At 67.7% G+C, this 16,752-nt stretch carries 7 protein-coding genes; 2 read left to right on the top strand and 5 right to left on the bottom strand.

The features are described from left to right. The first annotated feature begins 36 nt into the window (after positions 1–36). Together ACIQJT_RS40730 and ACIQJT_RS40735 are read left to right on the top strand one after the other, a co-directional pair. Complete coding sequence (locus ACIQJT_RS40730) at positions 37–6,540, top strand: RHS repeat-associated core domain-containing protein (protein WP_402650513.1); 6,504 nt, start codon at positions 37–39, stop codon at positions 6,538–6,540. Between the two features lie 8 nt (positions 6,541–6,548). Next, positions 6,549–6,887, top strand: coding sequence for a hypothetical protein (locus tag ACIQJT_RS40735; protein ID WP_402650514.1), 339 nt, complete (start codon positions 6,549–6,551; stop codon positions 6,885–6,887). Between the two features lie 178 nt (positions 6,888–7,065). Here ACIQJT_RS40735 and ACIQJT_RS40740 read toward each other — a convergent pair whose 3' ends face one another. The 5 genes from ACIQJT_RS40740 to ACIQJT_RS40760 form a co-directional block, all read right to left on the bottom strand. Continuing rightward, positions 7,066–7,554, bottom strand: a complete 489-nt coding sequence (locus ACIQJT_RS40740; RefSeq protein ID WP_402650515.1) for a hypothetical protein — start codon at positions 7,552–7,554, stop codon at positions 7,066–7,068. 241 nt (positions 7,555–7,795) lie between these two features. Beyond that, positions 7,796–10,423, bottom strand: coding sequence for an RNaseH domain-containing protein (locus tag ACIQJT_RS40745; RefSeq protein WP_402650516.1), 2,628 nt, complete (start codon positions 10,421–10,423; stop codon positions 7,796–7,798). After that, complete coding sequence (locus tag ACIQJT_RS40750; protein WP_402650517.1) at positions 10,420–13,728, bottom strand: hypothetical protein; 3,309 nt, start codon at positions 13,726–13,728, stop codon at positions 10,420–10,422. The genes ACIQJT_RS40745 and ACIQJT_RS40750 overlap by 4 nt, the downstream gene beginning before the upstream one ends. After that, positions 13,725–14,876 carry a hypothetical protein gene (locus ACIQJT_RS40755; protein WP_402650518.1) on the bottom strand — a complete coding sequence of 384 codons (1,152 nt, stop codon included), beginning with the start codon at positions 14,874–14,876 and terminating at the stop codon, positions 13,725–13,727. Before ACIQJT_RS40755 ends, ACIQJT_RS40750 begins: the two co-directional genes overlap by 4 nt. A gap of 1,110 nt (positions 14,877–15,986) precedes the next feature. Further along, complete coding sequence (locus ACIQJT_RS40760; RefSeq protein ID WP_402650519.1) at positions 15,987–16,265, bottom strand: hypothetical protein; 279 nt, start codon at positions 16,263–16,265, stop codon at positions 15,987–15,989. Between the last annotated feature and the right edge of the window lie 487 nt (positions 16,266–16,752).

Below are 16,752 nucleotides of genomic sequence, written 5' to 3' on the forward strand. Positions count from 1 at the left end.
CCAGCCAGATGGGCGCCACTTGTGGTGGTCCTGTCCATGGCTCTGACTGTGCCGGCGCTGACACCCGTTGCGGCTGCCGCAACCACCGGTGGACTGGGCAAGCCTGCCGTGACCAAGCAGCGTGTGAGCAAGGTCCGGGAGGTGAGCGGGCTCGGGGCCACGAAAGCCCGCGCCGCGGCCGCGAAGGCCAAGAAGGCCAACGCCGCCCAGGCCAAGCGGGCAGCCGCGGAACAAAAAGCATCCTGGCCCAGGGCAGCCGAGGACAGCGCTCCACTCAAGAAGGGCGGGAAGGCCGACCTCACCGCCGGCGGACTGCCGGTGACAATCACCCGCTCCGGCGCCAAGAACACCGCCTCCAATGAGGCGCGCATTCGCGTCCTGAGCCACCAGGACGCCACAGCCGCCGGTATCAAGGGGGTGCTCCTCACCGTCGCCGCCGATCCCGGCAAGGCTGAGGTGAGCGTGGACTACTCGGCGTTCGCGTCCGCCTACGGCGGCGGCTGGTCCAGCCGTCTGCGCCTGGTCCGGCTCCCCGCATGCGCCCTCACCACGCCGCAGAAGGCGGCCTGCCGGGCCCAGACCCCGCTCGACTCGCACAATGACATCTCCGACCAGTCCGTCTCCGCCGAGGTGAGCCTCGCCTCCCCCTCGACCACGCCGGCCACCCGTGTGCAGAGCGCTTCTCGGACATCGGCCACCACCACCTCCTCGGCCACCGTCCTGGCCGTGACCGCGGCCGCCGGAGAGTCCGCCTCGGGCGCCGGCAACTACACCGCCTCGCCCCTGTCGTCGTCCTCGACCTGGGAAGCCGGCGGCTCCTCCGGTGCGTTCACCTGGTCGTATCCGCTGAGCACGCCGCCGGCCGCAGCAGGCCCCGCCCCGTCACTGTCGCTGTCGTACAACTCCGGCAGCTCGGACGGCAAGACGGCGTCCACGAACAACCAGTCCACGCAGGTCGGCGAAGGTTTTGACCTCACGTCCTCCTACATCGACCGTTCCTACGGCGCCTGCGACGACGACGGCCAGGACGACAAGTACGACCAGTGCTGGAAGTACGACAACGCTTCCCTGGTCCTCAACGGCAAGTCCAGCGAGCTGGTCAAGGACGACACCGACGGCAAATGGCGGCTGAAAGACGACGACGCCTCCACCGTCACCCACTCCACCGGCGCCGACAACGGCGACAACGACGGTGAGTACTGGACGGTGATCACGGGCGACGGCACGAAGTACGTCTTCGGCCTCAACAAACTCAGCGGAGCCGACACCGAGCGCACCAACTCGGTATGGACCGTCCCGGTGTTCGGCGACGACTCGGGCGAGCCCGGCTACGACCAGGGCAGCTCCTTCTCCGGACGCTCCCTCACCCAGGCCTGGCGCTGGAACCTCGACTATGTCGTCGACCCCCTCGGCAACGCGATGACCTACTGGTACACCGCCGAGACCAACTACTACGCCAAAAACGGCGCCACGACCGCCACCACCGCCTACACCCGCGGCGGCTACCTCTCCAAGATCCTCTACGGGCAGAACAAGGACACCCTGTTCACCGGGGTCACCTCGGACAAGGTCACCTTCTCCTACGACGAGCGCTGCACCGCAGCCGACTGCACCTCACTGACGGATGCCACCGCCGACAACTGGCCGGACGTCCCCTACGACTCCCTGTGCAAGCAGGACGCCACCTGCGATGCCCAAAGTCCGTCGTTCTTCACCCGTAAGCGCCTGACCGGCATCGACACCTGGGCATGGTCGGCCGCAACCAGCGCGTTCACCGCCGTCGACTCCTGGACGCTCACCCAGACGTTCCTGGACGGCGGCGACATCGGGGACACCTCCGACCAGACGCTGGTTCTGAAGTCCATTAAGCACACCGGCAAGAACGGCACCGACATCGCGCTGGACCCGGTGACCTTCGGCTACCAGATGCGCATCAACCGAGTCGACTCCAACTCCGACGACATCCTCCCCCTGTCCCGCCCGCGCATCGAGATCATCACCTCCGAAACCGGCGCGATCACCACGGTGACCCTGTCCGACCCGGAATGCGTACGCGGCTCCAACATGCCGGCCGCCGAGGACCACGACACCAAAAGCTGCTACCCGACCTACTGGCACATCAACGGCGCCGCCGAGTCGTCCATCGACTGGTTCCACAAATACCGCGTCACCGCGGTCCTCTCCTCGGACCCTGCCGGCAAAAACCTCGCCGTCGAACACGCCTACAGCTACGCCGACCCGGCCTGGCACTACAACGACGACCCGATGACTCCCGCCGACGAGCGCACCTGGTCCATCTGGCGCGGCTACGGCAAGGTGACCGAAACCGTCGGCGCCTCCGGCGGCACCCAGTCCAAGACGGTGTCGCTCTACCTGCAGGGCATGAATGGCGACAAGCAAAAAGACGGCACCACCCGGACCGCATCCGTCGCCGGCATCGACTTCACCGGCCTGGACGTCGCCGACCAGACCGACAGCGACCCCTACGCCGGACAACTGCGCCAGCAGATCACCTACGACGGCTCCACCCCCGTGACGGTCACCGTCAACGATCCCTGGCTGCAGAAGACGGCCACCCAGCACAAGTCGTACGCCGACATCGAGGCGTACTACGTCCGCACCGCCAAGACCTCCACCTACACCTACCTCACCGCCGCATCCAAGTGGCGCACCAGCGTCACCTCCACCGCCTTCGACGGCTACGGCATGCCCACCAAGGTCTCCAACGAAGGCGACACCGCCGTCACCGGCGACGAGACCTGCACCCGCACCTGGTACGCCCGCAACGACACCCTGGGCATCAACTCCCTCACCTCACGCACCCGCACGGTCGGCCAGCCCTGCTCGGTCACCGAAACCTCCCTGTCGCTGCCCACCACCTCCGCCACGCGCGGCGACATCCTGTCCGACACCGCCACCGTCTACGACACCACCACCGCCACCACCTGGAGCCCCTCCCAGACCCCCACCAAGGGCCTGATCACCTGGACCGGGCGCGCCTCCGCCTACCCCGCCACCGCCACCAGCGGCGAACGGGCCCCGACCTCGTGGCAGACGCTCTCCAAACTGACGTACGACACCCTCGGCCGCGTCACCACCTCGACGGACGCCGGCAGCAACACCACCACCACGGTCTACACCCCCACCGCCACCGGACCCCTGACCAAGACCAAGGTCACCAACCCCAAGGCGCAGAACGTCTACACCTACGCCGACTACGCGCGGGGCACGCCCACCAAGGTCTACGACGCCAACAACAAGATCACCGAGAGCACCTACGACGCCCTCGGCCGCAAAACCGCCACCTGGCTGCCTAACCGCTCCCGGTCGCTGGGACAGAGCGCCAACTACACCTACGCCTACTCCGTCTCCAACAACGCGCCGTCCTGGACATCCACCTCGACGCTCAAGGCCGACGGCAGCACCTACAACACCGCCTACACCGTCTACGACTCACTGCTGCGGACCCTGCAGACGCAGTCGCCGACGCCGGTCGGGGGACGGTTGCTGACAGACACCCGCTACGACAGCCGGGGCCTGGCCTACGAGACGTACGCCGACATCTTCGACTCCACCGCAACCCCGTCGGGCACCTACACCCGGGCGGAATACGGCGAAGCGCCCAAGCAGACCGAGACCGTCTTCGACGGCGCCGGACGCCCCACAACCAACACCCTGCTCATCTACGGCGTCCAGAAATGGTCCACCACCAGCAGCTACACCGGTGACTCCACCGCCACCACCGCCACCACCGGCGGCTCCGCCGTGCGCACCATCACCGACGCCCAAGGGCGCACGGTGGAGCGCCGCGAGTACGCCAGCACCTCCCCGGCCGACACCAGCTACGGGGCCACCGTCGGCGCCGCCTACACCTCCACCGCATACACCTACACCCGCGACGGCAAGCAAGCCACGATCACCGGCCCCGACAGCAAGTGGACCTACACCTACGACCTCTTCGGCCGGCAGACCTCCGCCACAGACCCTGACACGGGCACCGCCACCACCGGCTACAACAACCTCGACCAGACCTCCTGGACCAAGGACGGCGCCGGCCGCGTCACCATCTACGCCTACGACGTCCTCGGCCGCACCACCGACACCTGGAGTGCCGCCTCCACCGCCGACCTCACCTCCACCCTGGAAGAACAGGTCGACGCGAACAAGCTCACCCACTACACCTACGACACCCTGGCCAAGGGCCAGCCGGACTCCTCCACCCGATACGTCGGCGGAGCCACCGCGAGTGGCAGTGCCTACACCAAGCAGGTCACGGCCTACGACGACCTCTACCGCGCCACCACCACACAGGTGGTCCTGCCCGCCGGCGACGCCCTGGTCAAGTCCGGCGCGCTACCGTCCTCAACGCTGACCTTCTCGACGTACTACAACATCGACGGCACCCAGCAGTACACCTCCGAGCCCGCCGCCGGCGGCCTCAGCGCCGAAACCATCAACACCGACTACAACGCACTTGGCCTGCCCACCGCCGTCACAGGCACCACCGGCTATCTCCTCGGCGCCAGCTACTCCGCTCTCGGCCAGGCCCAACAGCTCACCCTCGGCACCTCCTCCGCCTCCGGCACCAAAAAGGCATACATCACCAACAAGTACCAGGAGGGCACCGACCGGCTGACCGAATCCGCGGTCACCGACCAGACCCACAACTACCAGCTCCAGGACCTCAACTACACCTACGACGACGCCGGCAACGTCACCGCGATCACTGATCCCACCACCCTCGGCGGCACCAGCGCCGCCGACAACCAGTGCTTCACCTACGACGGCTACCGCCGCCTGACCAACGCCTGGACCCCATCCACCGCAGACTGCTCCACCAGCACGCGCACCACCGCCAACCTCGGCGGCGCCAGCCCCTACTGGACCTCCTACACCTACACCGACTCCGGCCTGCGCAAGACCGAAACCGCCCACACCACCAGCGCCACGACCACAAAAACCTACTGCTACAGCACCACCAAGCCACACCAGCTCGCCGCCACCACCACCGGCAGCACCTGCACCGGCGTCACCCCCACCTACGCCTACGACGCCACCGGCAACACCACCACCCGCCTCGACGGCACCACCTCCCAGACCCTGATCTGGGACAACGAAAGCCGCCTGAACCAACTCGTCGAAGGCAGCAGCACCACCGGCTACATCTACGACGCCGACGGAAACCTCCTCATCCGCCGCAACACCGCCGGCGAGACAGTCCTCTACCTCGGCGCCACCGAGGTCCACCTCGACACCAGCACCTCCACCACCAAGTACTGGGCCCAGCGCTACTACTCAGCCGGCTCCACCACCATCGCCGTCCGCAACAACAAGACCGGCACCTCAACCCTCTCCTACCTCGCCGCAGACCACCACGGCACCTCCAGCCTCGCCCTGGACGCCACCACCCAGACCGTCACCAAGCGCTACACCACCCCCTTCGGCGCCTCCCGCGCCGGCGGCACCGGAACCTGGCCCGACGACAAGCGGTTCCTTGGCAAAAGCGCTGACACCTCCTCCGGCCTCACCCACATCGGCGCCCGCGAATACGACCCCTTCCTCGCCCGATTCATCAGCGTCGACCCACTCCTGGAAACCGACAAACCCCAGACCCTCAACGGCTACACCTACAGCGCCAACAACCCCGCCACCTTCTCCGACCCCACCGGCGAAGGACTCGCCTGCGGCGACGGCTTCGACGTCGGCTGCGGCAACAACGTCGTCACCCACGGAGACGGCACCCTCTCCAAGAACGGCAAGCCAACTGGTGGCGGAGTAGCCCCCGGATGGAACACCGGCACCGCCTACACCAGCAACACCGGCTACATCACGAGCACGACGACCACCAGCGGGGGCGGTGACGGAGACGGTGGAGGCGGGTTCCTCAACTGGCTCTCCGGCGCCGTAGACACAACCATCAACTACGGCACCGCTATCCTCAGCCAGCCCGACGTCTGGGTGGGAGCTTTCGAGACCGTCGGCAGCATCTACCTGATGAACTACGGCGGACAAACGTTCCTGGGCGGAGCCCTCATCTGCACAACCGTCGGCGGCTGCGTCGTCGGAGCGCCCGTAGCCGCGGGGGGCCTGACCTTGGTTGGCGCTGGCGCGATGGGCGGCGCGGATGGCATCAACCGCATCGACAACGGCCTCAACAAGGCACTCTCGGAGGCCCGCTCAGAGTCTGGCGCATCATCGCCTAAGTCTGCACCAGCATCGAAGACGGGCGATTTGGGTGCCGACTGGAAGCCATCCAAACCCTCAAACATCTGCGGAAGTAATGGGTGCGAAGACGTAGCAGTCGAGATCCAATCGAAAATCGGCGGCGATCGAATGCGAATAACAGATTCAGAAGGGGCGCCGCAGCTCGGGAAATATCGTGGTCAGGACACCTATTGGGGCCATCACGACGTCGTGGTCAGGGACGGAAGAGTCTATGATGCGTGGACAGGTCGTCATGGAGAAGCAATGGATGACTACTTGAGTCATTGGGAGTACAGTGAGTACTTGCAAATGACGCCAAGCCCCTATGTTCCGTAAGGTGTGAAATGGATTTTGGTCGACTGCTGATGGACGTGCAAAAACGTCCGAATGCATACGGGCTCGACGGAGGCTACCGGGAGTTTGTGGCGTTCGTGAACGGATGCAACGCGGCCACCAGAGGAGAACTATTGAACGGGTTCTCCGCACATCTCGCGGCGCGCCTGGGTGGTGGAAGCAATCTTTACTGGGCGCTCCTAGTGGCCAAACTGGGAGTTGCGCCGAATGAGATTCGGTGTGTGGAGGATGTATCCAAAGCGGTTGAGGACCAGGTTGTAACGCGCCTCTTTGCGGAATTGCTTGATTTCCTCGCTAGCCGTGACCAGAAGGGCGCAGCGCCGAAATGAGAGACTGCGTCGGGCAACTATCCCGTTGCCCGACGCGTCAGTCGAAGTTCGGCAGCGACGTCGCCCCTTTGCCGGCCGACCGTGGGCGCGTCGCCTCGGCCACTGCGGCACGGGCTTTCGCGCCTGATGTCCGCGCTGGCATCAGGGTCATTGCATGATCGAGGTTTGTCCGGGTTCGTCACGTGAGACCGAGGGCTCGTAGAGGCCGGTGGTAGTCGCGGCCGGTGTGGCGAAGGGCGGCGGCGATGTTGGTCTGACCGTCCTGGCGGAAGACGCTGATGGCGAGGTTGCGCAGGGAAGCCATGGCGCGGGGCAAAGTGGCGGTGCGGACTTTGGAGTCGTCCTCGCGGAACGTGCGGTCCCGCACGTGGTGCAAGAGGTTCTCGATACCCCATTGGCCTCTGATCCAGGTAGCGAGTTCGGTGCAGGTGGCCTCGAAGACGCTCAGGCTGGTGATCAGGTAGACGCGCTCGATGGTCAGCTTCCCGGTGCTCAAGTCGCGTCGCCACCGTACGACTTGGATCGCCTGGCGGGCGCCGGGGTAGTCCAGGTGGCTGAACGCGGCGACCTTGAGCTGGCGGATCTCCTCGCGGTGGTGGGCGCGGTCGTGAGTGCGGTGCCCGAGCGGGATGTCCCGCCAGGGCAGCTTCCTGACCTGGACATACAAGCCCGGATGGTTCTTCTATTGACGGCCACGTAGTGCGCGCTGCGACTGGTCAAATAGGCCCCGTGGTCGTGCTGCGTGTGCAGGGCGTCGGCGGTCACCACCGTGTTCTCCAGCTCAAGACCGTTTCTCGATGAACATGCGTTACTTGCTGCTCTACCAATGCCATGACCGCCATGCCGCGTCGACGAGAGTAGCGAAACCGCCTGGCCGGAGTGCCTGTGCGATCTCGCCGTCCCGACTGTCAGGACTGCTCCCCTTCTTCGTCTTCGGCTGCGGCCACGAACTGCGGATGCTTCTCGTCCGCGTTGCGGGCCAGGTGGAGCGGCAGCGGCAACAGGGTGCGGCCGCTCCAGCTGGCGGATTGCTGGGAGAGGCGGGCCGCGAGCCCGACCAGCCGCTCCTCCTGCCAGGCGCCGGCCCGGGCGATGGTGTACTCGGTGCGGGTGATGGCGTGGAAGTCGGTGCCGAGCTTGCCCTGTGAGGCATCCGGCAGGGTGCGCCGGGTGTAGTCGGTGCCGGTGCGCTGCCCGCCCTTGTGCTGCCGTGTCTCTGCTGCGAACAGCCAGGAGTTGACCCCACCGTGGTCCGAGACGTACAGGATCTTCTCAGGCATGGCCGCCTTGTCGGCGTCGCCGGGGCGTTTGCTGCTGCCGCCGGCGCGGTGGGTGGGGCGTGGGGTGCGGCTGCCGTGCGTGACGCGGACAACGGCAACGTCCCGGCCGCGGGCGGCCAGCGTCAGCCCGGGCAGTAGCCCGTCGCCTAGGGTGGGGTTGGCCAGGCCCGGCCACAGGTCCCGGTGCTGCTCGGTGAAGACCACCACACCGAGGTCGCCGGGCAGCTGCGCCAAAGCCTGCTCCACATGATCGCGTACCCGCGTCGGGCCGCCGGTCTCGTCGCGTAGATGATGGCCGGGCAGGCCGATCGGTCCGGCATGGTGGCGGGTGCGACCGACCGCGAGGGGCAGCCACCGCTGGCTGCTGTACATCAGGGCCGGCCAGTACCTCTCGTCCGGGTGGTGCGAGGCCTTCAGCGCGACCAGGGTGACGGCCAGGACCGGGGAAGCGGTGGCGCGGCCGCGGATGCGCGGGAAACGGTGCAGCCGGGTCCACAGGCCCACCAGCCAGGCCCGCCGGTCCAGTGCGGTGTCCCGGGCCAGGGGGTGGCAGGCGGCGGCCGCCAGCCGGTCGTCGATGACGCCGCAGTCCGTCAGCAGACCGCCGGTGGCGATCTGTGCTGCGGCGTCTTCCTTGCGCGTGACGGGCGGCGGCTCCTGGCCGTTTTTGGCCGCGCGGGAGCGGGCGATCTTTTCGGCGAGATTGGGCTGGTAGAGGTCGCCGAGCGAGGCCATGGTCAGAAACTGCGACGGGAGATCGCGGGCAGCGAACAGCGGCTTGAGCGCCGCCTTGGCATCCGCCTCACCACGGGCCGGCAGGGAGGTCTCGACCAGGGCGGCGACCAGCTCGCCCGGATCGCAGGGCCTCAGCATGGATAGACCGTTGAGGACCGGGGCCCGGTTGTGCGGGCCGTGCCGCACGAGTTCCGGCACCCGCACCGTCATCAGCTGCAGGCCCGGTGCCAGCGCGATGGTGTGCCCGTCCTTGAGCGCCTCCACGTCCGGCTGGGCGAAGTCGCGGGCCAGCTGGGCCAAGACGCGTTCCTTCCACGCCCCGGTTTCATACAGGGCCACAATCCGCAGGGCTTGAAAGCCGGCTGCCACCACGGCGGGAAGAATCTTGTCCGGGGCCACCACCGGAGACGGTTCGGGCGACAGGCGGGGCACCCTGACGCCGCTGCCGGTGTAGGTCAGGGGAGTGGCGTCCAGCATGCGGCTGGCGTGCTCCTCCAGCCGGCGCCTCAGCCGGGAGCCGGCCCCCTTGCCGATCGGGTGCACGGCGGTGGTGTGGATGCCCCGCACCGGCCCGGGCTTGTCAAAGTCGACCGCGAACGGGTCGGGCAGCGGCGCGATCCCGCAAGCCTCGACAATCTGCGCGGTCGCCCCCTTGTACTGCGCCGACTTCAGCGTCCATTGGCCGTGCTCGTCCTTTGCCCAGCGCAGGTGCACCGGCGCCTTGAGCACGATGTCGGGGTTGGCGGGATGGCACACGTGCGCGTTCTTGACCCCGTACCAGCCGGTCGCGATCCGCGCGGTGCGCGCCTCCAGATGTGCGACCAGCGTCCGGCCCCCGGGAGCAGGGTCGACGTCGATGTGGATGCGGTCCATGGCGTGCCCCACACGGCGGCGCCGCTCCCCCGTGGCTGCGTCGATCCAGCTCGCCTCCCGCTCCATCGGCTGCGCCCACGTCAGCAGGTCGCCTTCCGATTCCAGGACCAGCGCGAGCGGCTCGGCCAGCGTGTCGACCTCCCACGGCTCGCGGCGCAGGAGATGGGCCAGACGCCAACTCGCCACCCGAAAAGCCCAGTTCGGTCCCGTGATGCGGCCTTCACGGTCGCGGTGCAATACCTCCTCCAGCGGGTAGGGGCCACCTGCCTCGTCGAGGAGGTACTGGCTGAGCGTGTCCTGGCCCTCCCAGCCAGTCAGCCGGCCCTCCCATTCCCGGACCAGCCGCCGCCACACCGTGAAGTCGAGGGGCTCCGAGGTGACGATCAGAGCCCGCCTGGTCCACGGCCCGGTCAGCGGCGGGCGTTCCGGGTCGGTGAACACCAGCCGCCGTCCCGTGACCGCGCGGGCCGCCGTCGCAAGCGAGGCGGTCGGGCGCTGCGCGTCGAGCGAACGCAGCTTGGGCAGCCGTGCCCAGGCCTGGCTGAAATCCTCGGGCAGCGGATACACATACACCTCGCCCATCAGTTCGCCGGTCAGCGCGAACGACAGAGTGGTCAGCGCACTGGGGCTCTTGGCAGAGCGGCTCACGGCGTCTCCCCGGGAAGGTCATGGTCGGCCAGGCTCAGAAGGACATCGAGGGTGGAGCGGTAGATCCGGTCGATGAGCTCCCACTCATCTCGCCGCTGCCACTCCGTGCGCAACGTGGACAGGAGGTGGGGGAGGGTGGAGTCGGTCGCGGTCTCGGTGAACGCGGCGTCTGCCAGATGCAGGCTGCCATGGTCTCCGCCACGGCGGGTACGGCCACCGAGCTGGATCAGACGGGTGAGGATCTCCGCCACGATCGCGGTCTTCACGTCCTCGCCGAGGTCCTTGAAATAGTGCGAGCCGCGCCGGATCTCCTCGAACGTGCGCCCGGCGGACAGCCTCAGCTGCTCAAGGGCCGCGGCCGGCTCAGCGCCGGGCGCAGGCGCGTCACGGTAGGCCAGTGAGTTGACCATGGCCAGCAGCACGGCCGGCTCTTCCATCACCAGCACCGGCCGCACCACCAGACAGGCCACGTGCAGCAGGGACCGCCCGCCCTGATCGACGATGTTCAGGCCCCGCTCGACCCGAGCCATCGGCGCCAGCAGGAACCGGCACCGTCCGTGACCGACATGGAAGGGGAACTGCTCCAGTCGGTCCGCTGGAACGGGCACCCAGCCCGGGGGGTGCTTCTCATAGCGCGCCATCTCCTGCGGGCGCACCGCCACGCAGATCTCCCCGGACGGTGCACCGGCCGAGATCATCCCCTGGGCCAGCAGCGGGCCAGCGTTGTAGGCCTCGAACGCCACCAGCACGTGCGCCCGGTGCGCCCGCGCCGGATCAGCGGCCACCTCCGCCAGCTCCGCGTCCAGCCGCGGCCACAAGGCCGCACCCATCTGGCCGTACGCGTCTTCGCGCCGCTGTCCTCGCAGTCCCGAGATCCGTGCCCATTGCCCGTCCTCGTGCTGCACCTTGTCCAGCACGGCGCTGAGACTGCCGTTGACGTCGTCCGGCACGTACCACGACGGCAGCGTAAGGAGATGATGCCGCGGCGCGCGCGGCATGTGCGCGGTCGCCGACAGGCCGATCACCACACGCCGCCGGCCGCCGTGGGCCAGCGCCGTGACGTCGCCCAGATGGCTGATGTGACTGTGCGGGTCACCCACGAAGCTCTTGAGAGTAAGGGTGGTTGCTGCCAGGTCCTGGTCGTTGAAGTGCTCGCTGAACGCAAACAGCGGCCGTCCCAGCGGCCCGTAGGGCGCAGCCCTCCACGGCACATGCGACGACAACACCTCCGCCAGTTCGTTGGAGGCCGTCATCCCCGCCCCTTGCAGGGCCGGAGCCACGCCCACGATCTGCCGCAGGATCTCGCGGCTCTTCTCCAGGAAGGCCCGCCGTGCCGCGTACTGGACGAGATCGGTCACGTCTTCCGGCGGGGCATCCTGCGTCGTGTCCTTCGGCGAGGCGTCGGAAGTGTCCTGCGGGGCGGGATCTGCGGTGACCTTCCTGAACCGGTCGGCGAGTTCGGCGAGGGTTTCGGCGCTCAAACTGTCATCGTCCGACAAGTCGGTCAGCGACGACAGGACGGCCCGCAGTTCCTCCAGCCCCTTAACCTCGTCGCCCGCCGCCAGCTCACCGGTCTTGCTGAACAGCTGGTTCACGGTGCGCATGTGCGCTTCGCTGGGCCTGTCCCCGGATTTCAGTTTGAAGATCCGGTGCGCCAGCAGTGCATCCCACCGCCGCGGCACCACCAGTCTGCGCCGTTCCCGGTCCGGGGTGATGGCGCCCCGCGCCAGGTGCGACACATACGTCTCGGCCAGCCACGACAACCGCTTGATCTTGGGATGCAGATACTCCTCGACCTCGCGGCTCAGCCGCAGACAGTGGCGGCTGAACTGCTCCTCCAACTCGCGTACCGGGCTGCTGGGCGACCCGTACCGGGCCAGCAGGACGCTCTTGGCGCCCTCATCGAACGCCTTGGCCTGCAGCGCGTCGACCTCATCCATCATCACCACATGCGCCCGGCGCAGCAGCAGTTCCTCCACCGTCACATCCCGGCGCTCCACACCGCGGTCGTCCAGTGGAACGTGGACCCGCCCGATGAGGAAGTTGGTGTGGTTGGTGACGAGAATGTCCGCGTCCAGTGCGGCACGGTGGTGACGAAACTTCCCGCAGGTGGCACGCCACGGACAGCACCGTGTCTTGCCGGAAGAGTCCTTGAGCTGGTCGCACGGTTCGTTGCCGGGATCCCACAGCTCCACGCCCCGCGACTCCGGCGTGGCGTGCGCGGTCAGGGCGCAGCCATAGGACATCTCCCCGAACACCCACTCGCGGTGCTCGGCATCATCGTGCACGCTGCCCGCTGTGTCCTCGGCGAGCTTTTGCATGCCGCGGGTGGAAATCAGCGGCACCACCACCGGCATCCGGCCGCCGTCTTGTTCCTTGTCCGTCCGGCGCAGGGTTTTCGCGTCCCGGCGCAGCCGTGCCACCGCCTGCATCACCTGCGCGTTCTGCGGGACCACCACAGCGGCCGTCAGACCCCGCCGGGCACACCACAGCGCGATCAGCTCCGAGGCGATGTTCTTTCCCAGCCCGGTGGGCGCGTGCAACACACGGGTATCCCCTGCCCGCGCATGGAACTCCTCGCCCAGGACCGAGCCGTCCGCATGGCGCAGATGCTGTCGCAGGTCTGCGACGGCCTTCACCCGGTGTTGCTCCTCGTAGGCGGCATCGAGCCGCTCGGCCAGCTGTTCCAGGTCACTGAGCGGGATCCGCAGATCGTCGAGGTCTGTGCTGTCCTGCAAGACTGCGGCTGACGTCTTGCCGGGCCGGCCAATGCGCAGGTCGTAGTGGATACCGACGGCTCGGCGCGAGGGGCTCAGCGGGTCGTTGATCCGCAGTTCGGAGAAGTAGCGCCCGGGTGCGGCCGGCTGCCGCCGCCGGGTGCGGGCTGTGTGCGCTACATGGTCGTCGATCTCCGTCAGGAGATCGTCGATGCGCACGCCCGAGTCGGCCGCGGGCATCACCACGACTAGCCCGTCCTCGTCGGCCGCAGCGAACTCCGCACCGGCGCCGGCCGCCGCCACCCGGGTGGCCTCCTCACAAAAGACACTGCGGTGCGCCAGCGAGGCGGGACGCCTGCGCAGCAACCGTGCCACCCGCAGCCGGTCGGCCTCGGACAGCGCCGGCCACTGCTCCCACCACGGCAGATGCCCGGACAGCAGAAAGTGAGCGTCATCTAGACGAGTCACCTGCCGCCACGCCGACTCTTCCTGCGGGGCCCGGTTGGGAAACAGCCGGGCCGCCAACAAGACGGCGGCCCGGACCACCAGCGCCACCGCGGCATTCCGGCTGCCGGCCGTGCTGCTCATGCCGCCCCCCGCTGTACCTGAGCGCTGACCAAGCGTTTGAACGAGGCCACCGTGTGCACCGCATACCCGTCCGGCTCCAGCGCCGCACGCAGCGGCTTGACCTGCTCCGACCGGTACGACGGCACCACGATCGTCTTCGCCCGAGGAGGCCGGTCGATGATGCTCTGCTCGTTGGCGACATCCTTGACATCGACCAGGCACCGCCCGTCCGGCAATGTCACTCCGACATCCCAGGAGTCCATCTCACCCCAGCGCTCCACCTCCAGCCCCTTGCGCTCCAGCCACCGCATCAGCTCCACCTCGGTCAGCCCCGGCACCGTCAGATGACGCCACACCGGCCAGTCCAGGCACAGCACGCCCTCACCGCGGCGCGCAGTCAGTCCCGGGGGCCCGTTCACCACCTCGGGCGGATCACCGGGGCGCCGCCCCGGCCGCAGCAGCACGCGAGCCTTGCGCTGGTGCGGTAGGAAGTCGCAGCGCAGCAATTCACCCGTGAGCCGCATCGGGTAGGCACACACCGGGCACGGCCACCACCACACCGCACCCCCTCGCACACAGCTGCGCTCTGCTGGCAGCGGTCGGTAGACCTGCATGCGCGCCCCGCCCCGCCGCGTGTACTCCTCGAGAATGCTGTCCTCGGTACCGGTGGGAACCTCCACCAGCATCAGTCGGCCGGCTACGTACTGCGCCTGGCTGCCGTTGGCCAACTGCCGGTAGACGGCGTGCTCGGTCTGCTCCGACGTCTGCCACGACCAAGTCGGCAGCCAATCCCGCCCGCCGTCCAGGCCACCGGTCGCGGGGTCGAAGAGCACCTCGAGGTAGGAGCAGCCGACTTCAAAGGCATCCTCGGTCAACTGCACGGGCTGCTGGTCGTGTCCGTCCTCCAGAATGACCAAGTCCCCCATTTCAGCAGGCAGGGAGGGCCAGTCCAGAGGGATCCAAGAACGCAGCGGATGCGTCAGGTTGGCGACCAGGCCGGCAGGTGTCTCTGGGCCGGTCCCCAGAGGAAGGTGGCCCAGGATGACGCCGTGCATACAGGAGATCTCATGCCAGGCCCGCGGTTCTTCCAGCCGCCGGGTCCAGGCCACCCCGGCACGCAACGCTGCACTGATCACTTTCCGCCCGAGGGCGTACTGAGCATCGCTCATCGCGAGGCCCCCCTTTCCACACCCCACCGAAGGTTCTGGGGCTCATGGGTTCGGAAACCACAGCCGTGACCGTACAAGGGGCCACTGACACACCCGGGTTGATGTTCGAGGAATGATCAATTCACGTCTGAATTAGCGCGTGCGAGCACCAGATAACGAAGGAACCAGTCGGATCTGCGCATGAAAGGGTTGCACCGCGTCATGCGGCCACGGCAGGTTGGGTCTACTGGTATGACGTGCCAATAGACTGAAGAGCACAGATCTACTTCGTTCCAGGGGCGGAGCCGGCGGCACCATGGGGCTGTGCGGTCCTGGGGCGCCGCGGCTTCGCGCAGGCGCGAACGGACTCCGAACGAAGGTGACCGCTGACGCGACTGTATGCCGACTGCAGAACAAGCCACATTCGACGACTGTGTCGTGACCGTCCCGACGTTCTCGTCACCGTGACAGATGCTTTCCCGGCCTTATGGGGCGCGGTTGCAGAAACGAGCGGCGGCGGCCAGAGCAGCCGCGACTCGCGGTAACCGTGCACGGATGTGCTGGCCCGGGTGCGGCCTGCCGATGCGGCGATCTCGGCTGGATTGCCTCGGCGGGCCGGGGCGCTGTCTGATCTTGCAGCTGACACCCTGCCTCCTGCCGCGGCTGAGCGGCACTGGTACTTCGGGACTTCGGAGGGCCGAATCCTTCGGGGCCGATAAGTGTGGACTTCGCCGACGGCATCAACGGCCCACCGCACCCCCGGCACAGCCTTGGCCTGCCCCCGTCGACCGCGACGACGATCAGCTGCACGGTGCCGCAGATGATGTCGACCCGGAGAATCCTGGAGGAAGGGCCCCAAGACAGCACGATCCACACCAAGCCCGTCACAAAGGCAACGCTTGCGACGGCCAGCGCAAGAAACATCACACGGAGCCTCCGCCTTCGCCGCGCAACATTCCGTTCCATCCGCTTCCCGACGATGCGGAGCTCGCGCAGCTTGGACTGATCCTCGGCTGCGGCTCGCCGTTGTTCGGCACTGAGCACTTCCTCAGCGTCTCTCATACAGCGGGACGCATCGTCGTCGAGACTGCGGGGCACGAACTCCTCCTCTCCTCTCCTCTCCGTGCCGGGTCAGCGGTCGAACGCTTCGCTCAGGCGCACCCGGTAGCCGTCCTCTTCCATGAGCACGACGGTGACGCCGAACGGGTCGGGGTGGTCCAGCTCGATCGGAGTGAAGGAGTAGTTCACCGCAGCCTGGACCGGCGGCACCAGCGCGCCGCCGGGCTGCGGCGCGGGTGCCGGCCTCCAGTCCGGGGCGACCGATGCCCAGCCGTCGGGGCTGCGGGACAGGAGCCGCTCGGTGTAGGGGAACTGATGCAGGACGTCCCCGGCGCGGGTGGTGAGCAACATGTTCAGGCACGGTGCCGGACCCCGACGATCGGCAGCTCGCAGGCGGTGGCGACATCGTGCGTCTCCAACGCGAGGACGACCTCGTCCGTGCCAGCCGCGGCGGCGATGTTCGCGAGCTCCGCGATCCCGGCGAGTGTGTGCCGACCTTGAGCGGGCGGACCAGCTCGCCGCGCCCCAGCTGCATCATGAGCGGGCGCGGCACGACCCCTTCGCCCAGCGAGGCGGTGTACGTCTCCTTCGAGACGCCGACCAGACCGTTCCGCATCCGCGTGTCCAAGGAGGCCCCCGTATCTCAGCCGTTCGTGATCGCAGCCGACCCTGCCACGTGGAGTGATGCGGTGTCAGGGGGATGATCGGCCAGCCCCTTCAAGCGGTGGGTGCTCTACCACACGGAGCAGTCTCTACTGACTCGGAAGGAGATCGAGGTCCTCCAGGGAGAAGCGGCGCGTCTCGCCGCCGACTCCGCCCTGCGCGAGGACGAGCGCAC

The organism is Streptomyces sp. NPDC091972 (assembly GCF_044756385.1).
In the GTDB taxonomy this organism is placed as follows: Bacteria; Actinomycetota; Actinomycetes; order Streptomycetales; family Streptomycetaceae; genus Streptomyces.